This window comes from Paraburkholderia rhynchosiae (genome assembly GCF_002879865.1).
GTDB lineage: Bacteria > Pseudomonadota > Gammaproteobacteria > Burkholderiales > Burkholderiaceae > Paraburkholderia > Paraburkholderia rhynchosiae.
This window is the reverse complement of sequence record NZ_PNXY01000022.1, coordinates 77,757-98,596: the sequence shown is the minus strand read 5'-3', so window position 1 is coordinate 98,596 and position 20,840 is coordinate 77,757. Positions and strand designations below refer to the sequence as shown.

General features: G+C 62.1%; 19 protein-coding genes. 6 read left to right on the top strand and 13 right to left on the bottom strand.

Features of this window, described 5'->3' with window-relative positions; genetic code table 11:
* Window positions 1-3: 3 nt before the first annotated feature.
* The 5 genes from C0Z16_RS26070 to C0Z16_RS26050 all read right to left on the bottom strand — a co-directional run bounded on the left by C0Z16_RS26070 (window position 4) and on the right by C0Z16_RS26050 (window position 3,683).
* Window positions 4-1,521, bottom strand: a complete 1,518-nt coding sequence (locus C0Z16_RS26070; protein WP_102634943.1) for a DUF1800 domain-containing protein — start codon at window positions 1,519-1,521, stop codon at window positions 4-6.
* 72 nt (window positions 1,522-1,593) lie between these two features.
* The gene (locus C0Z16_RS26065; RefSeq protein ID WP_102634942.1) at window positions 1,594-2,103 is read right to left on the bottom strand and encodes a periplasmic heavy metal sensor; all 510 of its coding nucleotides are present in this window, start codon (window positions 2,101-2,103) and stop codon (window positions 1,594-1,596) included.
* Complete coding sequence (locus C0Z16_RS26060; protein WP_102634941.1) at window positions 2,100-2,522, bottom strand: hypothetical protein; 423 nt, start codon at window positions 2,520-2,522, stop codon at window positions 2,100-2,102. The genes C0Z16_RS26065 and C0Z16_RS26060 overlap by 4 nt, the downstream gene beginning before the upstream one ends.
* Window positions 2,519-3,103 (bottom strand): RNA polymerase sigma factor, encoded by a 585-nt coding sequence (locus C0Z16_RS26055; protein ID WP_322788912.1) that lies wholly within the window; start codon window positions 3,101-3,103, stop codon window positions 2,519-2,521. The genes C0Z16_RS26060 and C0Z16_RS26055 overlap by 4 nt, the downstream gene beginning before the upstream one ends.
* 259 nt (window positions 3,104-3,362) lie before the next feature.
* The gene (locus C0Z16_RS26050; RefSeq protein WP_102634940.1) at window positions 3,363-3,683 is read right to left on the bottom strand and encodes a YXWGXW repeat-containing protein; all 321 of its coding nucleotides are present in this window, start codon (window positions 3,681-3,683) and stop codon (window positions 3,363-3,365) included.
* 284 nt (window positions 3,684-3,967) lie between these two features.
* Here C0Z16_RS26050 and C0Z16_RS26045 point away from each other — a divergent pair, with 284 nt between their 5' ends.
* Window positions 3,968-5,341 carry an alkaline phosphatase family protein gene (locus C0Z16_RS26045; RefSeq protein WP_102634939.1) on the top strand — a complete coding sequence of 458 codons (1,374 nt, stop codon included), beginning with the start codon at window positions 3,968-3,970 and terminating at the stop codon, window positions 5,339-5,341.
* 79 nt (window positions 5,342-5,420) lie between these two features.
* On the opposite strand, the gene C0Z16_RS26040 is transcribed toward C0Z16_RS26045, so the two are convergent.
* Window positions 5,421-6,434, bottom strand: coding sequence for a substrate-binding domain-containing protein (locus C0Z16_RS26040; protein ID WP_102634975.1), 1,014 nt, complete (start codon window positions 6,432-6,434; stop codon window positions 5,421-5,423).
* A gap of 180 nt (window positions 6,435-6,614) precedes the next feature.
* On the opposite strand from C0Z16_RS26040, the gene C0Z16_RS26035 reads away from it, so the two are divergent.
* The 3 genes from C0Z16_RS26035 to C0Z16_RS26025 all read left to right on the top strand — a co-directional run bounded on the left by C0Z16_RS26035 (window position 6,615) and on the right by C0Z16_RS26025 (window position 10,491).
* Window positions 6,615-8,192: a glycoside hydrolase family 68 protein gene (locus tag C0Z16_RS26035; protein WP_102634938.1), complete on the top strand. Its 1,578-nt coding sequence runs from the start codon at window positions 6,615-6,617 to the stop codon at window positions 8,190-8,192.
* Between the two features lie 195 nt (window positions 8,193-8,387).
* Window positions 8,388-8,666 (top strand): GntR family transcriptional regulator, encoded by a 279-nt coding sequence (locus C0Z16_RS26030; protein ID WP_102634937.1) that lies wholly within the window; start codon window positions 8,388-8,390, stop codon window positions 8,664-8,666.
* 157 nt (window positions 8,667-8,823) lie between these two features.
* The gene (locus C0Z16_RS26025; RefSeq protein ID WP_102634936.1) at window positions 8,824-10,491 is read left to right on the top strand and encodes a glycoside hydrolase family 32 protein; all 1,668 of its coding nucleotides are present in this window, start codon (window positions 8,824-8,826) and stop codon (window positions 10,489-10,491) included.
* Window positions 10,492-10,571: 80 nt separating this feature from the next.
* On the opposite strand, the gene C0Z16_RS26020 is transcribed toward C0Z16_RS26025, so the two are convergent.
* The 4 genes from C0Z16_RS26020 to C0Z16_RS26005 form a co-directional block, all read right to left on the bottom strand.
* A complete protein-coding gene (locus tag C0Z16_RS26020) occupies window positions 10,572-11,948 on the bottom strand; it encodes an MFS transporter (protein ID WP_102634935.1) in 1,377 nt (458 codons plus the stop codon).
* Window positions 11,949-12,042: 94 nt separating this feature from the next.
* Complete coding sequence (locus tag C0Z16_RS26015; RefSeq protein ID WP_102634934.1) at window positions 12,043-12,381, bottom strand: NIPSNAP family protein; 339 nt, start codon at window positions 12,379-12,381, stop codon at window positions 12,043-12,045.
* Window positions 12,378-14,123 (bottom strand): FAD-dependent oxidoreductase, encoded by a 1,746-nt coding sequence (locus C0Z16_RS26010; RefSeq protein ID WP_102634933.1) that lies wholly within the window; start codon window positions 14,121-14,123, stop codon window positions 12,378-12,380. Before C0Z16_RS26010 ends, C0Z16_RS26015 begins: the two co-directional genes overlap by 4 nt.
* A 55-nt stretch (window positions 14,124-14,178) precedes the next feature.
* Window positions 14,179-15,018 (bottom strand): SDR family NAD(P)-dependent oxidoreductase, encoded by an 840-nt coding sequence (locus C0Z16_RS26005; RefSeq protein WP_175130730.1) that lies wholly within the window; start codon window positions 15,016-15,018, stop codon window positions 14,179-14,181.
* Between the two features lie 146 nt (window positions 15,019-15,164).
* Here C0Z16_RS26005 and C0Z16_RS26000 point away from each other — a divergent pair, with 146 nt between their 5' ends.
* Window positions 15,165-16,100 carry a helix-turn-helix domain-containing protein gene (locus tag C0Z16_RS26000; RefSeq protein ID WP_102634932.1) on the top strand — a complete coding sequence of 312 codons (936 nt, stop codon included), beginning with the start codon at window positions 15,165-15,167 and terminating at the stop codon, window positions 16,098-16,100.
* A gap of 80 nt (window positions 16,101-16,180) precedes the next feature.
* Here C0Z16_RS26000 and C0Z16_RS25995 read toward each other — a convergent pair whose 3' ends face one another.
* The 3 genes from C0Z16_RS25995 to C0Z16_RS25985 form a co-directional block, all read right to left on the bottom strand.
* Complete coding sequence (locus C0Z16_RS25995) at window positions 16,181-17,383, bottom strand: NAD(P)/FAD-dependent oxidoreductase (RefSeq protein ID WP_102634931.1); 1,203 nt, start codon at window positions 17,381-17,383, stop codon at window positions 16,181-16,183.
* Window positions 17,384-17,767: 384 nt separating this feature from the next.
* Window positions 17,768-18,724, bottom strand: coding sequence for a PDR/VanB family oxidoreductase (locus C0Z16_RS25990; protein WP_102634930.1), 957 nt, complete (start codon window positions 18,722-18,724; stop codon window positions 17,768-17,770).
* Window position 18,725: 1 nt separating this feature from the next.
* Complete coding sequence (locus tag C0Z16_RS25985; protein ID WP_102634929.1) at window positions 18,726-19,775, bottom strand: aromatic ring-hydroxylating dioxygenase subunit alpha; 1,050 nt, start codon at window positions 19,773-19,775, stop codon at window positions 18,726-18,728.
* A gap of 118 nt (window positions 19,776-19,893) precedes the next feature.
* Between C0Z16_RS25985 and C0Z16_RS25980 the strand changes: the two genes are divergently transcribed.
* A complete protein-coding gene (locus tag C0Z16_RS25980; protein ID WP_102634928.1) occupies window positions 19,894-20,820 on the top strand; it encodes a LysR family transcriptional regulator in 927 nt (308 codons plus the stop codon).
* Window positions 20,821-20,840: the final 20 nt, after the last annotated feature.

Here is a 20,840-nt window from a genome sequence, read left to right as displayed (position 1 = left end):
TGTTCATCTCCGTTGAAAATCCGGCGAGACCAGCAACAGCGCGATGGCCGTGGATGCGCTTTCGGCACGCGATACGGCCGCTGCGGTCGGTGCGCTCAGCGATCCAGCGAGCAGGACCGGCCCCAGCGAGCGGGCGTCGAGCCGATCGCCGACGCGCGCCGCGAAGCGCTGCGCCGTTTCGACGCGGCGCACCAGGGCATCGGGCGCAGCCCAGCTTGCAGCAATGTCGTCGTAACCGGCGGGCGAGCCCGGCCGCCATACGGGTTGACCGAGTTGCACGAGGATGGGAGCTGCCTGCAGGTTGCCGAGGTCTTGCCAGCCGAGCCCGCGCATCGACGAAATCGCCCATTCCCATGGCGTCTTGAACTTCACGGCTGCGGGCGACCACGCTTGCGGCGTGTCGAGCAATGCGCGGTAGACGGACGGCAGATCGCCGCCGCTGCGCTCGAACACGCTCGCGAGCCGCTCGCTGACGCCGGGCGGCGGATTGTCGGCGATGAAATGACGAGCCAGCTTCGAGCCAATGTGCTGCGCTGTCGCGGGCGCGCTTGCGAGGTCATGGAGGATCGCGAGCGCCTGCTCTTCGCCTCGCTGATCGTAATGGCGGCCCATGACGATTCGCGAACCCGGCTCATGCAGCGCGTCGCGAAACACGAAACTGCCTGGCGCGGCGGCCGGTTGCATCGGCGGGCTTGCCGGTTTGCCTGCACTGCCAGGATTGGCGGGATTCCCGGTAGTCGCAGCGAGACTCCAGCCGGTCAGCGCGCGGGCGAATTCGGTGACATCGTCCTGGTTATAGCCACTGCGCACGCCCAGCGTATGCAACTCCATAATTTCGCGCGCCAGATTCTCGTTGAGGCCGCGCTTGCGTTCGGGATTGCGCTGCGCGGCTCGCATCGCCGCGACGCTGTCCGGTCCTACCGAACCCGTCTGATCGAGAAACAGTTGCATGGCCGGATGACGTTCGACTGCCATCAGCATGTCTTCGAAACGGCCGAGCACATGTGGGCGGATCGCCTCGGCTTCGAATGAGCCGGCGAGCGCGGATACAGCGGGTTTTTCCGCCGACACCGCAAAGTGGTTCGCCCAGAAATGAACCAGCCGCTCGACGAAGGGCGTCTGCGTGGTCAATGCGCTCGTTACTCGCGCATTCACGGACGAACGGTAGGTGTCGCGTATTTCCGTTCGAATGGCTTTTCGTTCGGCTTCCTTATCTTTCTGCGCGTTGCTTTGCGAGGACGCTTGCTCGTTGGCTTGAGCATTGGTTTGTGCCGGCATGCTGGCATCGCCCGGATTGCGCTGAGCCCGCTGACGCCACTGCATGCGCTGCTGCTCCAGTTCGCTCGATAGCGCCAGCGAGTCCGGCTGGCTCGCCCACGCCGCTGGCCTCGGCTGATACTGGTCGAACTGGGCAAGCAGCCACGCCTTTGGATCGGCGGGCGGGGTATCGTCGGTGCGGGCGCCCAGGCCGAAACGGTTCAGCGCGATTGCAGCGGCAGTCAGGTTCGACGACGTAGCCATGCCATCCTCTTCGGCGTTAGTTATAGCTTGAACGTGCGGCGCGATAGATATCCGTCGCGCCTGTCTGTTTTTTTAATCACCCGAAGACGCCGGGCTCGCCGGCTTTGCGCCATTGGCGCCGGGCAGCGGCTCGCGCCACTGCCCGCGCAAGCGCAGGCTGTCGGCGAATTTGGCTCGCTCATCGGGCGATAACGTCGCCGCAAAATCCGCCACGCTGCTTTCCACTTTTGCGCGCAGGCTGCTATCGGCGGCACGCGTGCGGGCCAAAGCGGCCTCGAGCGCCGCGCGATCGAACTGCGGCGCGGCAAGCAGACGCAACACTTCGCGCCGCCCTTCGCGTGCCTCGCGCGCGAACTGCCGTCCCTCGCGGCGCCCATTCTTCAGGCTGTCGGCAAAGTCCTTCTGCCGCTCGGCGGAGAGCGTCTGCGCGGCGAAGCGCAGCGCGCGCTGCTGCGCGATAAGCGGAGCCGTCGCCCCGCGTGCCGCAAACCATTGATAAGCGCCACCGGCAATCGCACCCAGCAGGAACACATTGAGCACGAGTGAAGCCACCAGCACGATTTTCCATGACCGGCTGTTCATTCGCTGCTCCAATCGGCGGAGGATCCACCGAAACTCGACGTCAAATAAGAAGACTCGTGCACGGGCGGCACCGCTTCCGTCAATACGAAAAACGACACGGCCACAGCGCCGGCCAGGCCGCCGAGCAACCCGACGCCCGCGACCGCCGCGCCAGACCACCACCATGCGCGCCGCTGCATCGCGGGCCGCCGCCGCACCGGCGCGCCGCTGATGATGCGCTGCTGCAACGCCGCGTCCGGTGGCGCAACATGGTCAGCGGCCAGCCACGCGTCGAGGCCGGCCGCTTCGGCGAGGCATGCATCCGCTTCCGCGCGATGCAGCTGCGCCCACGCCTGCCCAGCTGCGCGCTCGTGTAGCGGCCAGCGGCGCGGATCGGCGCCATAAGCTTCGACGATCTGATGGAATCTTTCGGGCGTCATGACTTGTCCTTGCTAAGGCCGCTGTCGGCCAGTTGAGCGCGCAGGTTGCGGCGCGCGCGTGCCAGCAGACTTTCCAGCGCATCCACGGTGACACCCATCAGGGCTGCGGCGTCGGTGTTCGACATCTCCTGGTAATAGCTGAGCACCAGTGCCTCGCGTTGCCGTGCGGGCAATGCGGCGAGTGCTTCGCGAACCCGCTCGTCGCGAGCGCGCGCTTCGAGCCGCGCATCGGGCAACGCGGCGGGATCGATCGCGTCGGGCATGTCATCGCGCGGATCTTCGCGCCGGCCGCGCAGGCGGTCGTAGCAGAGATTGAGCGCGACGCGATGAATCCAGGTGTCGAATTTCGCCTCGCCTTCACGCCAGCGCGTGGCCTGCTTCCAGATTCGCACGAACACTTCCTGGGCGACGTCCTCCGCTTCCATGCGATCGCCCAGCATGCGCGTGGCTAACGCGAGCAGACGCGGCAGCTTGCGCGCAACGAGTGTGCGCACGGCGGCCGGATCGTGCCGACCGACCTGCTCGAGCAATTCCGCGTCGGGATCGTGCTCGCTCAAGACGCGGCGCCCCACCGCATACATGCGATGCACTTCACGTCGGCTTCATCGTCGTAGGTTCGTTGGGCGTGCATCATTCGATCGATGAGTGAAAGGCGGATCGCGGTCGCTCACGTGGTTTGCTCACGAGGTTTGCTCACGCCGTTTGCTCAATATACGACGACTGCCGGACGATAGTAGAAAGGCCGCGCCGGGTAGACCACACAACCGGCGAGCGAGGCCGCGAGCAGCAATATCATGAGCGTTTTCATGGCAGCTTGTCTCCCTGAGTCATGCGAGCCCTTCACGCCCAATGACCTGCTACCCAGCGCCAGTTCGGACCGCGCTGCACCCAATGTCCAGGCACCCAGTGATAACCGGCACGAACCGGCTGCCAGTGGCCGGGCACCCACACGTAACGACCGTGGTGCCAACGCCAGCGGCCCTGGTCCCAGACGTAGCCCGCTCGGGGCGCGGGCATGACTTCCACGCGGGGCGGCGGCGGCGCGACGGGCGCAACGATCACTGCCTGCGCGAAGGCGGGCGCGGCTGTCAGTGCGGCAGTGCAGGTCAGCGCGGCGGCAAGCACGTAGCCTCCAACGCGAAGCGGCTTTGTCGATGTCATGTTGGTTTCTCCCATTCATTGAGTATCGAAGCGCGGCACGGCTTGGTTTCTTCTTGAACGCTGCAGCTGGGAAAATCCGTCGCTGTCACACGCAAATCGCGCATGCGCCGCTCACGTTCACGCGTACGCGGTGGCCGTCGCCGTCAGCCGCCAAAAGTGTGCCCGGTGACGACAACGCGTAACATTTCATGCGTTGCCCTGGGGAATTACCTGAGACGCGAAAGCAGTGGTTTTCGCCTAGCTTTTCCGATACGAATAACCGGCCGGGTGCTCAAGGAGCTTCGATGACTGTTCTGGACCAGATTGACACCATCGTGATCGTCATGATGGAAAACCGTTCTTTCGATCACGCGCTTGGCTATCTGAGCTTGAACGGCGGCCAGGTCAACGGTCTCTCCGCGGACCCGACCTGGCAGGCGAATTTCATCAACGAATACAACGGCAAGCAATATCCCATTCATCCATTGAGCCCGAATGGGCCGCCCATATCCGACCCGCCTCACGACCGCGGCCCCATTGCCACGCAGATCAGCGCGCCATGTACGGCCGGAGGATGTCCGGAACTCGGCGGGTTCGTGCAGAGCTACGCAACTCGCACACCCGCACCGTCGAATCTGGCAGATGTGATGGGTTATTACGACGCTAGCACCGTACCGACCTTCGACTTCCTCGCGAAACACTTCACCGTGTGCGACAACTGGTTTGCTCCGTTACCGTCCGGCACGCAGGCGAACCGCCTGATGGCGATGGCAGGAGAGAGCCGGATCAGCGACAACGTGCATGGGCTGAGCTTTTTGCCCGATCAGCCGCTCGTATATGACTGGCTTCGCCAGCGCGGCATACCCTGGTGTGTCTATCAGTCGGGGAGCTTCTTTCCGTTCTTCAGCCTGATGAAGGAATGGCTTCCGGAGATCCTGCTGTCCTTGACCCTGCCGCTCGACGAGGCGGGCGGAAACTTCCGGCGGTACTCGCGGTTTCAGGACGACTGGCAGGGCAACGGCATTTTGCCCAAAGTGATCTTCATCGAACCGGAATACACGGACGGTCCTCATAACACCGCAAACGACGATCACTGTCCCACGGGGATGGCTGGCGGTCAGGCGTTCATCGCCGATATTTACCGGACGTTGATTTCGAATCCGGTCAGGTGGAAAGAGACACTGCTTGTGGTCACGTACGACGAGCACGGCGGCTTCTTCGATCATGTACCGCCTTTGGACATTGCGGTCGACATCGGCGGGTATTCTTTCAAGACTACCGGTCTGCGAGTGCCGGCGTTTCTTGTCTCACCGTATGTGACTCCGGGGAGTGTCTTCTCGGGAAAACTCGACCATACCGCAGTACTTCAGATGCTCGCGGAGAAATTCGATTCGCACAACGTCTATTCCACTGCCGTCAGCGCTCGCAGTGCACAGCTTGACCGCCTTTCAAGTGCTCTGAGCGGTCAGCCTGCGACTCAACCCGCGCCTACGTTGGCGGGTGCGCCGATGCACGCAGCGGCGGCTGCATTCAAGGGGGCCGTGCAAGCGGGCGTTTCAGATACGTCGCAAGGCTTTCATAACGTCGCCCTTCAGGTGGCGCGGGATCACCCGCAACTGCTCACCTCGCCCCAGTGGACGGGACTGGCGCAGTACTTGTCTACGTATGGGAAGCATTGAGGTGCGCGTAGAGACTTTTCTTTGATGTACTCGCGCCGACGTCGTCCAGGCGTCAATCTGGCAGAGTAAGTGCGCGCGGTCAGACAGGCGGCCCGTCGGTATCGCCCGGCTCTACGGTCGGCTGCACGAGTCGATGTGTGGAACTCTTGCGGTCGTTGATCGCATCCATCACGAGCTCCGCAATGATGTGCCCGGTCGACTGACCAGTTCGCTGCACGACGGCCGTGACAGTGTGAGGGAACGCCACATCCGGCGGCACGCCGTCATACACGATCAGCGAGACCTCGGTGCCGGCCTTCCTGCCGCTCTCCACAAGCGCGCGGTACACGCCCGTCCCTGCAATGTTGTTGTCGACCAGCACGGCGGTGGGCGGTTGCGCGCGGCCCAGCAACGCGCGCATCGCCTCATGGCCGCCTGTCCTGTCGAACGACGTCTCGACCAGCAGGGAAGCGTCCGGCTCGATTCCGGCATCGCGCAGTGCGGCCAGGAAACCTTCGCGACGCTGCGCTGCGAAGCTCATAGACAGCGGCGCGCTGACCATTGCGATGCGGCGGTGACCGAGCCCGATCAGACGTTCGGTCGCCGCGCGCGCGCCCGCCTCGTTATCGAAATCGAACCATCGATAAGGCTGCGAAGTGTTCGTGCGGCCGTACGCGACGAAACGAAACTTGTGGTCCTGCAGGAAACGTATGCGCGGATCGTCGACGAGCGTTCGCGCAACGACGAGCGCATCCACCAGCTTGCTACCGACGAGCCGGCGATATGAATCCAGTTCCGCGCCTGGCCGCGCCGACACGATGATGAGATCGAGCCCATTCTCCGCTAGCGCCTCCGTCATGCCTGCAACGACTTCGCCAAAGCGCGGGTCGCCGAGATCGCCCGCGCCGAACGGATAGACGATGCCGACCGCCTCCGCACGCCCAGTGGCGAGCCGACGCGCGGTCGGGTCCGCATGGTAGCCGAGCGCCGCCGCGGCCGCCTTGACGCGGACGCGGGTGGCTTCGTTCACGTCGTCGTAACCGTTGAGCGCACGGCTCACCGTCGTCCTTGAAAGGCCGAGCGAGTCGGACAGCGTCTTCAGATTCACCTTCACCTTCACTGTTCACCTTGCAAAGCTGGGGCGCAGCGCGTCGCGAAGGACTTGCGCCAAACCGCATGATTGTAACGTGTCACAGAACTTTCTTTGCGTTCCAAACCGGTTTTGGTTATGATCCAAACCGGTTTGGACGAACCTCGACTGCAACTTTTTCTCCACTCTTCTGGATGCGGCCATATGACCTTGCTCCCGTTCTTCCCAACGCCTGTGCGTCCTCGCTTGCGAGCGAGCGTCGTCGCAGGTTCCTTACTCGCTGCTAGCGCCGCGCCCGCCCTCGCCCAGTCGGCTCCCGGTTCCCCTGCCCCGACTCCGCACTCGCAGCAGGCTTACGACCCCGAAAGCGCCTTCACGATGCGCTGGACCCGCGCGGATGTGCGCCAGATCAAGGCTCAGTCGCATACGGCAACGGCCGCGGACAAGAACTCGCTGCCCGCCTCGCTGACGATGCCGGACATTGCATCGAACTTCCCGCTGATCAACCCGGACGTGTGGGTATGGGATACCTGGCCACTGTCCGACGTTCGCGCGAACAACCTGAGCTTCAAGGGTTGGGAAGTCATCTTTTCGTTGACGGCCGATCCGCATGCAGGCTATTCGTTCGACGACCGCCATGTGCATGCGCGGATCGGATTCTTCTATCGCAAAGCGGGCATTCCGGCCCCGCAGCGCCCGGCCAACGGCGGCTGGATTTACGGCGGGCATCTGTTTCCGGACGGTTCCAGCGTGAGGGTATTCGGCACCGCGCCGATGACCCAGAACGCGGAATGGTCGGGCTCAGCGCGCCTGACGAACGGCAATAACGTGAGCCTGTACTACACGGCGCTGTCGTTCAATCGCACCGCCGAGGGCGGCCAGGACATCACGCCACCCATCGCGATCATCTCGCGCACGGACGGCCACATTCACGCCGACGACAAACACGTGTGGTTCGACGGCTTCGACAAGCACGATGCTTTGCTCGAACCCGACGGCAAGCTGTATCAGTCGCGCGATCAGAACGGCTACTACTCGTTCCGCGATCCGTTCGTGTTCGTCGATCCCGCGCATCCCGGCAAGACATTCATGGTGTTCGAAGGCAACACGGCGGGGCCGCGCGGCGCGCGCACGTGCACCGAGGCCGATCTGGGCTATGCGCCCGGCGACCCTTACCGCGAAGACCTGAACGCCGTGATGAACTCGGGCGCCACGTATCAGAAGGCGAACGTGGGGCTCGCCGTCGCGACGAACGAAAACCTCACGCAATGGAAGTTCCTGCCGCCCATTCTGTCGGCGAACTGCGTGAACGATCAGACCGAGCGGCCGCAGATCTACATCAAGGACGGCAAGTACTACCTGTTCACGATCAGTCACCGTCCGACCTATGCAGCGGGCGTCGACGGGCCGGACGGGGTTTATGGTTTCGTTGGCAACGGCATTCGCAGCGACTTCCTTCCGCTGAACAAGGGCAGCGGCCTGGTGCTGGGCAATCCGACCGACTTCGATCAGCCGATCGGTGCGCCGTATGCGCTGGACCCGAATCAGATCCCGCGCGCGTTCCAGTCGTACTCGCACTACGTGATGCCCGGCGGCCTCGTCGAATCGTTCATCGACGCGGTGGGCCCGCGGCGCGGCGGCACGCTGGCGCCCACTGTGAAGCTGAACATCTCGGGCGCGTCCACGTCCGTCGACAGGACGTATGGCAACGGCGGACTCGGCGGCTATGGCGACATTCCGGCCAACCTGGACGCCGGCCGCGGCAATTCCGGCGATCACTAACTGAAAATCGCACACGGTCTGCAGCGCTGAGGACGACCATTGCATAGCGCTGCAACGCATGGCCAGTGAACGGAAGTCGGCGCGGACAAGGTTCAGCTGTCACGCCCTCTTACCGGTTCACTGCGCCGGCACCGGCACCGTAGAAAGCGCCTGATCGACGGAAAACACGCAGATTACGCACCCTGGAATGTGACCATGAACCGCTGGTGGATTCCAGACTTGCATCAGTATCGGGGCCCAGCGTACCGCGCAGTTGTCGCGGCAGTCGAGGCCGCCATCGCAAGGGGCCGGCTCAAGCCCGGCGACCGCCTGCCGTCGCAGCGTGTGCTCGCCGATTTCCTCGGCCTGAATGTCAACACCGTGAATCGTGCGATGCGTGAGACGGCGCGTCGCGGCCTCACGGCCGCCAACACGCGCAACGGCACCGTCGTGCTCGGCCTGGGAATATGCCCGGCCGTTGTTAGCGCTGCGTGAGGCGGCGCTGATGCAGCGCTCGTTCGCACCATTACTTCGCACTGTCTTTCGCACCGTGCCTTCGCTCAGGTCCTTCGTAGCACAACGTGCAGCCCTCGCCCGACGAGAATCACGAGAGTCCCGAAAGGCCTGCGTCCATCACCGGACAAGACAATACATGCACCCGCTGCAACGATTTCCCAACTTCATTCCGCGCTTGCGGCCTGCCTGGTTGTTCGCCTTGCTGAGCGCATCCATCGTGGCCTGCGTTGCCCCATGCCGCGCATTTGCATCGCCGGCCTCTTCGGACCGCGTCGAAGACGGCACCTCGCAATGGCGATCCGCGCTTCACTACACGCCACAGCGCAACTGGATGAACGATCCTAACGGCCTCGTCTACCACAACGGCCTCTATCACCTTTTCTACCAGTACAACCCTGCCGGAAACGCATGGGGCAACATGTCGTGGGGGCACGCGACCAGCCGCGATCTACTGCACTGGCGGGAACACCCCGTCGCCATGCATGCCGATGCGAACGAGGAAATCTTCTCGGGTTCGATCGTCGTGGATGCGCGCAACTCGTCCGGCCTCGGCGCGCCTCATTCGCCGCCGCTCGTTGCGCTTTACACCAGCGCGTACAAGGAAGGTTCCGGACATGCACCGGGCATCCAGGCGCAATCGCTTGCGTATAGCCTCGACGATGGCAAGACATGGCAGCCGTACAAGCGCAACCCCGTGCTCACGCTCGCGCCGGAGTCGAAGCAGTTTCGCGATCCGAAGGTGTCGTGGTATGCACCGGGAGCCTTTTGGCTGATGAGCGCGGTTGTGGCAGACGCGCATGTGGTGAAGATGTACCGTTCCGATAACCTCATCGACTGGACGTTTCTCAGCGACTTCTCGCTTCCCGACACTCCGCACCGCGAGGCGTTGTGGGAAATGCCGGACCTGTTTCCTGTTCCGCTCGATGGCGATAGCAGCAAACAGAAGTGGGTGATGATCGTCAACGTCAACCCGTGGTCGATAGCGGGCGGCTCGGGCGCGATGTACTTCGTCGGCGATTTCGACGGCAAGACGTTCAAGCCTGAGCATATGCCGCCCGCGGGTTCGGACCCGTCACGCTATCTGTGGCTCGATCACGGCGCGGACTATTACGCGGCCGGCACGTTCGCGGGCGCACCTGGCGGCGCGCCGGTCACGATAGGCTGGATGAGCAACTGGGATTATGCGGACCGCGTCCCGACCACGCCGTGGAAAGGCGCGATGGCATTGCCGCGCAAGCTCGCGCTCAAGACGATTAACGGCACGCCGCAGCTGACCTTCGAGCCCGTTACCCAATACGCGGCGCTCGTGCGTGCGAGCACCACGGCGAGAATCGGCGAACTCAGCGTCAGTTCAGGCACTCAGGCTCTTGCGCCGTCAACGCGCGGCGTCGTGCAAGACATCGAACTGACGATCAGCCCGCAGTCAGCCGAGCGCGCGGGACTCATCGTGCGCGCCTCGACGGATGGAAAGACCGGAACACGCATCGTGTACGACGCGCGTCTGCACACGTTGACGCTCGACCGGTCGAACTCCGGGGTGACCGGATTTTCGCCTGCGTTCAGCAAGCAGCACATCGTCAACGTGGACCTCACGAACGGCGCATTGCGGATCAGGGTCGTGACCGACAGCGACTCAGTGGAGGTCTTTGCAAATGACGGTGCGACCGTCATCACCGATCTTGTCTTTCCCGCACGCGAGGACGACCGCGTCGCTCTTTTCGCCGACAACGGCACGGCGACTTTCCGCGACATCGCGATCACCGACCTTTCCGGCGAGCACGGCACGGGACAAGCGGACAGGTGACAGCCGCGCCATAACAACTGTATCGATGCAGGAAACTGCATGGCGCAGGAAGCCATTGCCGATTCGCAATGGCGAATGCATTAATCCATGGGTACAGTTGCCCTCGTCGGCGCGGAACTCGTTTTCATCCCTTCGTCGCGGCGGCTAAGCGCGAACAGCGCGCATGCCGCGATGATTGCGGGCACTGCCAGCAGTTCGAACACTGCGCCGAATTCCAGGTTCATGCTCATCATTGCGCCGCCCGTCAGCGCGCCCGCTACGGCGCCCATGCGACCGATGCCGAGCATCCACGCGACGCCCGTGGCCCGGCTTTGCGTTGGATAAAAGGCGGTGGCGAGCGCGGACATGGAGGTCACCGCGCTAGTCACCGCAATGCCGCTCAGGAATATGAGAACGGAGAGCCAGAAGCGGTCCGAGACGCCGCTTCCGATGGTCAGCACAAGCGCCGCCGACAACACGTACGCGCATGCATTGACGCGGCGCGGATTGGCGCGGTCCATGACCCAGCCGAGACCCAGGTTGCCGAGAATGCCGCCGAGCGGAAAAAGCGAGGTGGTCAGCGCCGCGCCTTGCGCCGTGAAGCCGGCGTCCTTGAAGAGGGTCGGCAGCCAGTTGGTGAGCAGGTAGTAGATCATCAGGCCGGTGAAGTAGGCGAGCCACAGCATCGCGGTGCCGAACCGATAGCGCTTCGACACGATGATCGACAGGGACGACTTCTTTTCCGTTGCGATGCGCGTGTCGGCGGCAACGAAATGAACGGCAGTGCCATCGGCAAGAAGCGGATCATCAGAAATGCGGCGCAGTACGCGCGCAATCTTCTGCGCCGGACGCTTACGCACGACCATGAATTGCGCGGACTCGGGCAACAACGCGATCAGTAGCACCGTGAGCACGAGCGGCCCGATGCCACCGGTCAGCAAAACGCTCTGCCAGCCGAAATGCGGAATCAGCCACGCCGCGCACAAGCCGCCGATAGAAAGTCCCACGGAGAAGCCGCAGAACATTGCGTTGACGGCTATCGCGCGGATGCGTGCAGGCGCGTATTCCGACATCAGCGTGACTGCGTTCGGCATGGCCGCGCCAAGTCCGAGACCTGTGAGAAAGCGCCATGCCGTGAGCGATTCGATGGAGTTCGCCTGCGCCGACGCGAGGCTCCATACACCGAAGAAGAATACCGACAACGCAAGCACGGCCTTGCGTCCAATTCGATCCGCAACTGGGCCCGCCGCGAGCGCCCCGATGCCAAGACCGACGAGCGCCGCACTCATCACCGGACCGAGGGCGGCGCGCGTGAGGCCCCATTCGCCGGTCAGCGAAGGCGCGATGAAACCGACGGCCGCCGTGTCGAAGCCGTCGGCGGCGACCACGAGAAAGCAGAGGATCAGAACGACCCATTGATACGGCGAGAAGCGCTGATTATCGATGAAGCTCTGCACTTCGATGCTGTGCGTATTCATTGCGGTTCGTCTCCATTCATTTATGTTCAACCGGGTGCAGGGACATGCGGTTTTCTGTGAATCGCTATGCCGGGCCACCTCTTCTCGTGGCGATCTAGCGAACCGCCGCAGACAGACTCCTGAATTCGACGCGCTTGATGATGCGGCTCTCCTGCGCGACGATCAGATGCGCCGACGCCTGCAGATACGCGGGCCATTCTGGATCGTTGTCGCGTGCGGTGCGGCGCTGGTCGTAATCCGCGATGCTCTCGTAGCCCCATAGATGCACGACCTGATTCAACGCGCCGATATCGCTCATATAGAAGCCGATGGGCGCACCGAGATACTTGAGCTGAACCGGCATCGCGAGACGGTCGAACACATCGATGAACTCAGCCATGCCGCGCGGCTTGATGGTGTAGATACGATGATCGATAAAAAGCTTGTTGCTCATGCTGCGCTCCTCAGTTCGCTAACCTTGCTGCTTGCATCCATGCGGCCGGCGAGATGCAGTCCCGTGAGATAGCCGAACGTCATGATCGGACCCAGCGTGATGCCCGCGCCGGGATAATTGCCGCCCATGACGCTAGCGCGGTCGTTGCCGACTGCGTAGAGGCCCGCGATAGGTTCCATGCCGTTCAGCACCTGTCCGTGCACGTTCGTCGCGATGCCGTCGAAGGTGCCGAGATCGCCCATCATGAGTTTGAGTGCGTAGTACGGTCCATTGCCGATCGGCGCGACGCACGGGTTCGGTGCGTGCGTGGGATCGCCGAGATAGCGGTTGAACGAAGTCGTGCCGCGGCCGAATGCGCGATCCTCACCGAGCGATGCATCGCGGTTGTATTCGCGCACGGTTTCCTCCAGCGCAGCGCCGTCGATGCCCGCTCGTTTTGCCAGCTCAGAAAGCGTGCGTCCTTTTACGAGGTATCCGCTTTTCAGATGCGGTTTCAGTGAGAGTGGCGCAGGCTTCGCGAAGCCGAGCCCGTATTTGCGCATCGTCGCGTGATCGCAGATCAGCCACATTGCGGTTTCACGCTCGTCGCGGCACGCTTCGATCATTGCCGCGCCGACATCGTGATACGAGTTCGATTCGTTCGTGAAGCGCACGCCGCGGCGCGTCACACCGATCACGCCAGGCTTGTAACGGTCGAGCAGATGTGGGAACACGCCGAACCGACCGTCTTTCATCGGCACGCGTGATACGGGCATCCACGCGGCGGGCTGCGGATAGCGAATATCGACGCGTCCGCCCACGCGCTCGGCCATGCGCGCACCATCGCCGGTATTGCCTGCCGGCACGGGCGACACGTGCTCGCCGCCGCGCCGCACATGCGGATAAGCCGACGCGATGCGAGCGACATCGTGTGAGAAGCCGCCGCATGCCAGCACGACGCCACGGCGCGCGGTAATGCGCGTCTCACATCCGTTGGCGACGACTACCGCGCCCGTGACACGTCCTTTGACCGTCACGAGTTCCCTGGCTGCGCTTCCGGTGCGAATTGGAATGCCGAGATCGAGCGCGGATTTGGCGAGACGTCCAGCAAGCGCATTGCCGCTCGTGACCTGCACACCGCGCTTATAGAGCGCGAGTTCCTTGAGATGGCTCGTCAGCCGTCTCGCGACATACCACGCCGATGCAAATGATTTCGTCGCGTTGAAGAAATGCTTGAGATCCGCGCTCGACGAATTGAACATCATGCCGATGAACGTGATGGTCTGGAGCGGCGGACGCAGGCGCGCAATGTCGGCGCCGAGCGCGCGTGCATCGAACGGCTTTGCGACGACAGAGCGCCCGACATCGACACCGCCGGGCGCGTCGGGGTGATAGTCGGGATAGAGCGTCGGCATAAACTCCACCGACGTCTCCCGTTCGAAGAATTCGATCATGCGCGGGCCGTTGTCGAGAAACGCGTCGACCGCGGCCCGATCGAACATCGCGCCGGTTTCATGACGCAAATATTCAATCGCGGCTTCACGCGTATCTGCGACGCCGGTCTTTTTTGCGTGCGGATTACCGGGAATCCACAACACGCCGCCCGAAAACGCGGTCGTGCCGCCGAAATGTTCCTCCTTCTCAACGACGATCACGTCGAGCCCTTGTTTCTTCGCTGTGATGGCGGTTGAAAGACCGCCTGCACCCGAACCGATCACGAGCACATCGCAAGCGAGATCGGACGACCGTGTCACGGTAGTCATCATCGTGTCCTTTGAGCAGTAAGTAAGAGCGCGGATGCGCCCGCAGATGGGCGCGTTATGCCGCGCGTTTCGCTTCGTAACCGGGGCGCGGCACGAGGTCCATCAACATGCATTCGAAACCGCCGTCGACGGCGATCTCCGCGCCGTTCACATAAGCCGCGCGCTTGCTGGCCAGAAAGGCCGCGACTTCGGCAATATCGTTCGGCTCGCCGATGCGCCGGCTTGCCGTCATCGCGCTGCGGCGCGCTTCCACATCGCCTTGTTCGTAAAAGGCCCTGGAAAGCGGCGTGCGGATCATGCCTGGGCAAAGCGTATTGCTGCGTACGCCGCGCGGTCCCCATTCCGCGGCGATCTGCCTGGACAGCATCGCAATGCCGGCCTTGCTCGGGCTATATGCGCCACTCCATGTCTGCGGATGATGCGCAGCGATCGACGCAACGTGCACGATACAGCCCCTGTTGCGCGCGAGCATGCCGCGCCCAAACGCTTGCGCGCACAGCATGTAACCGGTGAGATTGACGGCGAGCATCGCATTCCAATCATCGAGTCCGATATCCTCGATGCCGCCCGCGCGCAGTAGTCCCGCGTTGTTGATGAGCACGTCGACATGGCCTAGTTCGCGCCCCACCTGTTCGCATGCGCGATTGACGCTCGCCGCATCGCTGATATCACAGCCCACGGCAAGCGCTCGCGTGCCGCGTGCGTGCAGCGCTTGCGCCGTCTCGTGACAGCCCGCTTCATCGCGATCCAGCAGTGCCAGGCTCGCGCCTGCATCCGCGAGCGTCGCGGCGATCGCACGGCCGATGCCGCCTGCCGCGCCCGTCACGACGCATACGCTCGATTCGAGGCCGAGCCAATGCGCCGCATTCTGATCCTTCGTCAGCTGATTAGTCATCCTTGTCTCCTGATAGCTTTATAGAAAGTCGTCTGCCGCGCTGCCGCATGACGCCTTTCCTGTGAAAAAAGTATATTCACGGCCTCGCACAAAGAATTGGACAAAGGCAGCAGACGACAGGACAATTTGTGCAAAGGAGACGGGACGTGCCAAGGAATATCCCCAACTACAACCTCTATGGCGAGTCCGCGCGCCCGCCCTGGTACGACGCATTCAACTTCGAATGGATCGCGGAGCGCAGCGCGCCGAACGACTGGCATATCGACGCGCATCGTCACGACGCGCTCTTGCAGTTTCTCTACATTCGCGGCGGCGGCAGCAACGGCGACGTGCTGATCGAAAACACTCGCATTCGCATCGAGCCGCCTTGCGTGATCGTCCTGCCCGCGCAGACTGTGCACGGCTTCAACTTCGCGCCGGATGTGGACGGCCTCGTCGTGACGGCGGCGCAGCGTTCACTCGAAGCGCTTGCGTCGATGGTCGCGCCAGCGCTCGTGCCGGTACTGCAGCGTGCCGGCGTGACACGCATCAATCCTCAGGCGGCACAAAATAGTGCGCTCATGCCGCTCGTCGAATTACTGGAAAAGGAATATCGCGCGACCGACCGCGGGCATATGGCGGCAGGCTTGCCGCTATTGATTGCACTTTTCGTGTATGTGGCGCGCTTGTGCGAGCATGCTTCGGCCGCACGCTCCACTGCCGCCGCGAGCGTATCGGCCACGGAGCGGCGCGCCGCGCAGCTAAGACGCTTCAGGGAACTCGTCGCCGCGAATTTTCGTGAACATCGGCCCGTGGACTTCTATGCGCAGAAGCTCGGCATGACCGTCGCGCAACTCGGGCGCATCTGTCGCGACGAAATCTCCAGCTCGCCGCTCGCCGTCATCAACGAGCATCTTGTGCGCGAGGCGCAAAGGGAACTCGTCTATTCGCATATGTCGGTGAAGCAGATCGCGCATGGTTTGGGCTTTGCCGACATTGCTTATTTCAGCCGGTATTTCCGCAAGCAGACGGGTGTGACGCCCACGCAATTTCAAGCAGAAGCGCACAAGGCTTTAGCGATCGATCGACGTTGTTCGGCGTAGTGCGTGCACAGTTGAGGGCGCGCTACTTCAGACGGTCCGCTTGGCAGTCTCTCAAACGATGTATGCCGTTCTCGGCGACACTACACCGCACCCATAAATTTTTCGACGCTTCTAGCGGCATCCTCGAACGACGCCTTCCCATTCAGCTTGTTGCGCAGAATAGTGAATGCCTTAGGAGCGTTTATAGCCACGACCCCAACCAGTCGATACCCGTCACGATATACACCAATGAACGGGCGAGATTCAGGCGACCCTCTAAGCATTATTACTTCGGAATCCGTGCGTCCCATCGATTGGATCCGCGCACCGTATTGATCTGACCAGAAGTACGGCATAGTCGAGAATGGAGTTGCGTTATCCCGACCCGCCAGCAGATTAAGAGCAGCATGTTTTCCCTGCTCTGCAGCAATTGTCCACTGCTCGCCGCGCATCATCGTGACGGTCCAGGCATTCGGCCACAGTGCAACGTCGCCCGCGCCGTAGACGAACTCATGGCCGGCATTCAGCGTTGCGTCACAGGCGAGGCCATTCGATAACTCAAGACCTGAGTCCGCCAGCCATTCAGTGTTCGGAACGACGCCAATGCCAATTACCACGACGTCTGCGGCAATTTCGCTACCGTTGGACAGCAGCACGGACTTCACCTTGTCCACACCTCGTAATCCGGATACCTGCACGGAGCAAGTTAGTTCTACTCCATTTTGTGCATGAATCTCGCCGAATAGTCTCCCCAAGCGGACGCCCAACGCGCGCGCGAGGGGTGCGCTCGCAGCCTCGATTATCGTAACCTTCGCACCGTTAGCGAGCGCGCTCGACGCGACTTCCGCACCGATAAATCCCGCGCCGATTACGACCACGCGCGCCCCCGACACTAGCTCGTCTCGCAACCTCAAAGCGTCGTCGAGAGTGCGTAGAGTATGGATTCCCGCGAGCGCCGTCGGAAATTCGCGCGCTCGCGCTCCGGTGGCGATGACAAGGCCGTCAAACGTGCGCTGCTCGCCATCAACTGTCAATGTCTTTGCGTTCAAGTCAAGATGATTGGCTCGTTTTCCCAGTAGCAGTTCGATGCGATTATCGGCAAACCAACACATGTCCCGGTAGTGAAGTGAGGCCGGTTCAAGCTCACGCGTCAAAATCTGCTTGGAGAGCGGCGGACGGTCGTACGGCGTGTGAGCTTCGGCACTGACGAGGAATACTTCCCCATCGAAGCCTTGTTGACGGAGCGTCTCCGTCGCCTTCAGGCCGGCGATGTTGCCTCCCACCACCATGATTCGCTTCAACATCACGTGTGCATACCCCTCGGAAATTGCTGATCTTTTATCGTCTGGCGGTCAATCTGCGGCGCGCCTCGCCGGTAGCGGTATGTCCACGTGTTACTGGGGACTCAAAGGGGGCCGAAGATCTCGGCAATCAATTGTCGGCGATGTTCGCTCCCGAAAGCTTTTTCTCGCCGAGAACGGTCAGGCAGATGCGAAACGAGATTCCGTGCGGCTATTTCTTGTGCAGTCGGGAAAGAAGGGATGAGATGCCAGGTATTGCTTTGGCCAAGCATCAAACGAATAGCGTTAGCTGTGCGCAACTATTGTCTCGTGACCAGCGCGAACCACCAGGTGGCTAATCGAAGTTTCGATCTGTTATCCGGAAGCTCGGCGCCCTCGCCTCAAGCTCTATAAATCGATTATGAGTTCCCGCGAATTCGCCCGCGATACGCAGATGATCAACGACTTGTTCAGCCGTTGTTCGTCGTCGCTCAAAACGTAGTCGCGATGATCGGCCTCTCCCGCCAGCAACACTACCTCACAGCTTCGGCATAGACCTTCCCTGCACGAAAACGGCGGACATATGCCGTGCCGCTCAAGACTGCCCAGGATCGACTCGTCCGCTTCGACATTGCACCGCACCCCTTGCCTGGCGAGGACAACAGTGAACGCGCTATCGCTGCTCGTCTGCACAGCGGACACGGGTGCTGTGAATCGCTCGAAATGCTGGCGTTGCGGCGGCAGGCCCAGCCGCTCTCCCTGCGCGGCAACCGCATCCATCAGACCGCCCGGTCCACAACAGTAGACATGCTCTGTCGGATCGAGATCGCACATCATGGGGCCCACATCGCGCGGGAGATGTACTGCTTCCTCGTCGTCGGCATAAAGGTGCACATGCCCGCCCAATAGACTGAGCTCATGCAGGTAAGCCGCATTCAAACGCGAGCGTACGCAATAGTGCAATTCCCATGGAAGCGCGTGACGCGCGCACCATCGGATCATGGCAAGTATCGGCGTGATTCCAATGCCGCCTGCAATGAACCGATGCCGCGCGGCATCCGGCGACAAGCGGAACAGCGCTCGCGGCTCGCCGATCATCAACCGGTCGCCTTCACGAAGCTTCTCGTGGACGTACGCCGATCCTCCTCGCGACAATGCGGACAGTCCGACGCCGATACAGTAGCGCGCTGTCTCGGACGCATCGTTGCACAGCGAATACTGGCGCGTCAGTCCGCCCGGCAAGTGCACGTCGACGTGCGCGCCGGGCTCGAACGGCGGCAAAAGCGCACCGTCAGCCGCGCGCAGTTCGATACCCAGGACGCCTTGCGCCTCATCTCTGAGCGCAGTGACCACGACTTCGATCATGTCAGCGCTCTCCGGTCAATTGCTGACGCGCCTCGCGCTCCTCAGCCAGTTGGCGGTCCACGACCCAACGAAATTGCGAAAGCGCCGAGTCGATTCCAAACGCTGTCATCCTGAAGGTGGGGTCGAGCGCGAGGTTCTTCTGCTGCGCAGTGATGATCTCGCGGTCTTCATCGAATGCATCGACTACGGACTGATGAATCGATCGCGTGACCTCCGGCTGATCGATAGCGAAATTGTGCGGATGACTGAAGAAGTAATGCGTGGAGTTTTCGGTTTCAGGCGTGAGGGCCTGGCAGCCGCGGAACTCGGCGGCATTGACGCGGGTGCCCTCGGGCGCCCCCGTGCCGGTCGGCGCCATGCCCGAGTCCATGCAAAGAACGGCGGGCAACGTGAAGTCGTAAATATTCCAGCGGTCCACTTTGCCCGGCCACTCTTTCACGGCGGCGGCATACCGCGGCGCATCCGTGTTAATGGTCCAACGCGTAACGCGTACACCGTTGTCGAGCCGCTCGATCTTTGGCTGCACCGTCGCATAGTCCTCGGAGCCGCCGAGCGTAGTCGGGTGGACAAACGGCAGATGCGAGAAGTCGAGCAGGTTATCGCAAATGAGCAGGTAGTTCACACCGTAGTGGATATATCCAGGCAGGCTGCGCCAGGCGGGATCGTCGAGCCAATGCGTATCGGGAATTGCATCGGGGTTGGCGAGCGCGGGATCGCCCATCCAGATCCAGATCCACCGATGCCGCTCGACAACGGGAAACGTTCTGACCTTGACGCGCGGCGGAATGCGCTGCTGCGCGGGCGCTTCGACACACGTTCCCGCGCTGTCGAACTTGAGACCGTGGTACATGCAGCGCACGCAATCACCTTCCCGCCTTCCGAGCGACAGCGGCGCTCCACGATGACAGCAGCGGTCTTCGAGCGCGACGATCTCGCCATCCGCCTTGCGATACATCACGATAGGCAGACCGGTAATGACGCGCGGAAACATGGCGCCGTCGGGTACCTCATGTGACCAGGCGGCCACGTACCACGTATTCTCGATGAGCATTGCGTGTCTCCTGACGTTTTAGCGGCGCCCCGGTGCACGAACGGGGCTACTTGACGGCAAGATAGGTTTGTCGACATCATGCGTCAAGCTAATGGCGGACATACAAGGAATGCACCACATGCATATACGAGAACTGGACCTCAACCTGCTCGTCATCTTCGACGCGCTGCTGCGGGAACGAAACGTGACCCGCGCGGCAAACGACATCGGTCTGACGCAAGGCGCAATGAGCCACGCGCTGAACCGCTTGCGCCTTTTCTTCGAGGACCCGCTGTTCATCAAGGCGCCCAATGGCATGACGCCGACGCCCAAGGCCGAACTGCTTGGAGTGACGATTACCGAGGTGATTGCAGCGCTGCGCGAAAAAGTCGTTTCGCAGGCGAAGTTCGACCCGGCGACGGCGCAGCGCACGTTCGTCCTTTCCATGACGGATATGGGCGAACTGGTTTTTCTGCCGCCGCTGATCCGGCGCCTCAGAAAGTTGGCGCCCCACTGCACGTTGCGTTCGATACAGGTCCCTCTGGAACAGATCGAAGGCCTGCTCGCTTCCGGCGAAGCGGACCTCGCGCTCGGATCGATTTATGCTGCGCCCGAAGGGCTCTTTCAGCAGCAACTGTTCATGCACACGTTTGTGACCGTAGTCAGCGCGCGCAATCGCAAGGTCGGAAAAACGCTGACTCGGGAACAGTTCGAATCGATGCCGCAAATCGCCGTTTCATTGACGGGACGAGCCAATGCGGCATACGACAGCGCGTTCGACGCCTACGGCATTAAACGAAACATCTATCTGACGACACCGCACTTCCTTGCCGTGCCCCTGCTGATCGACGCGCATCCGGATCTGATCGCAACCGTGCCGCTCGAACTCGGGACTGTTTTTTCGAGGCTCGGCACAGTGAAGATCCTGCCGACACCGGTGGCGCTTCCACCATTCGCGCTTCGGCAGCACTGGCATTCCCGCTTTCACGCAGACGCGGCCAATGTCTGGTTGCGCCACCTCATCAAGGACACTTTCGAGAATTATCCGGACGTGCCGAAGTATTAGCGGACCATGACGTTCGCTAA

What these genes read in the sequence shown, in the direction of transcription:
- C0Z16_RS26050 (WP_102634940.1), bottom strand. Translation starts at nt 3,683, where the DNA reads ATGACATCGACAAAGCCGCTTCGCGTTGGAGGCTACGTGCTTGCCGCC.
- C0Z16_RS26020 (WP_102634935.1), bottom strand. Translation starts at nt 11,948, where the DNA reads ATGAATACGCACAGCATCGAAGTGCAGAGCTTCATCGATAATCAGCGC.
- C0Z16_RS26005 (WP_175130730.1), bottom strand. Translation starts at nt 15,018, where the DNA reads ATGACTAATCAGCTGACGAAGGATCAGAATGCGGCGCATTGGCTCGGC.
- C0Z16_RS26065 (WP_102634942.1), bottom strand. Translation starts at nt 2,103, where the DNA reads ATGAACAGCCGGTCATGGAAAATCGTGCTGGTGGCTTCACTCGTGCTC.
- C0Z16_RS25980 (WP_102634928.1), top strand. Translation starts at nt 19,894, where the DNA reads ATGCATATACGAGAACTGGACCTCAACCTGCTCGTCATCTTCGACGCG.
- C0Z16_RS25985 (WP_102634929.1), bottom strand. Translation starts at nt 19,775, where the DNA reads ATGCTCATCGAGAATACGTGGTACGTGGCCGCCTGGTCACATGAGGTA.
- C0Z16_RS25990 (WP_102634930.1), bottom strand. Translation starts at nt 18,724, where the DNA reads ATGATCGAAGTCGTGGTCACTGCGCTCAGAGATGAGGCGCAAGGCGTC.
- C0Z16_RS26010 (WP_102634933.1), bottom strand. Translation starts at nt 14,123, where the DNA reads ATGACTACCGTGACACGGTCGTCCGATCTCGCTTGCGATGTGCTCGTG.
- C0Z16_RS26045 (WP_102634939.1), top strand. Translation starts at nt 3,968, where the DNA reads ATGACTGTTCTGGACCAGATTGACACCATCGTGATCGTCATGATGGAA.
- C0Z16_RS26035 (WP_102634938.1), top strand. Translation starts at nt 6,615, where the DNA reads ATGACCTTGCTCCCGTTCTTCCCAACGCCTGTGCGTCCTCGCTTGCGA.
- C0Z16_RS26025 (WP_102634936.1), top strand. Translation starts at nt 8,824, where the DNA reads ATGCACCCGCTGCAACGATTTCCCAACTTCATTCCGCGCTTGCGGCCT.
- C0Z16_RS26070 (WP_102634943.1), bottom strand. Translation starts at nt 1,521, where the DNA reads ATGGCTACGTCGTCGAACCTGACTGCCGCTGCAATCGCGCTGAACCGT.
- C0Z16_RS25995 (WP_102634931.1), bottom strand. Translation starts at nt 17,383, where the DNA reads ATGTTGAAGCGAATCATGGTGGTGGGAGGCAACATCGCCGGCCTGAAG.
- C0Z16_RS26055 (WP_322788912.1), bottom strand. Translation starts at nt 3,103, where the DNA reads ATGTATGCGGTGGGGCGCCGCGTCTTGAGCGAGCACGATCCCGACGCG.
- C0Z16_RS26060 (WP_102634941.1), bottom strand. Translation starts at nt 2,522, where the DNA reads ATGACGCCCGAAAGATTCCATCAGATCGTCGAAGCTTATGGCGCCGAT.
- C0Z16_RS26015 (WP_102634934.1), bottom strand. Translation starts at nt 12,381, where the DNA reads ATGAGCAACAAGCTTTTTATCGATCATCGTATCTACACCATCAAGCCG.
- C0Z16_RS26030 (WP_102634937.1), top strand. Translation starts at nt 8,388, where the DNA reads ATGAACCGCTGGTGGATTCCAGACTTGCATCAGTATCGGGGCCCAGCG.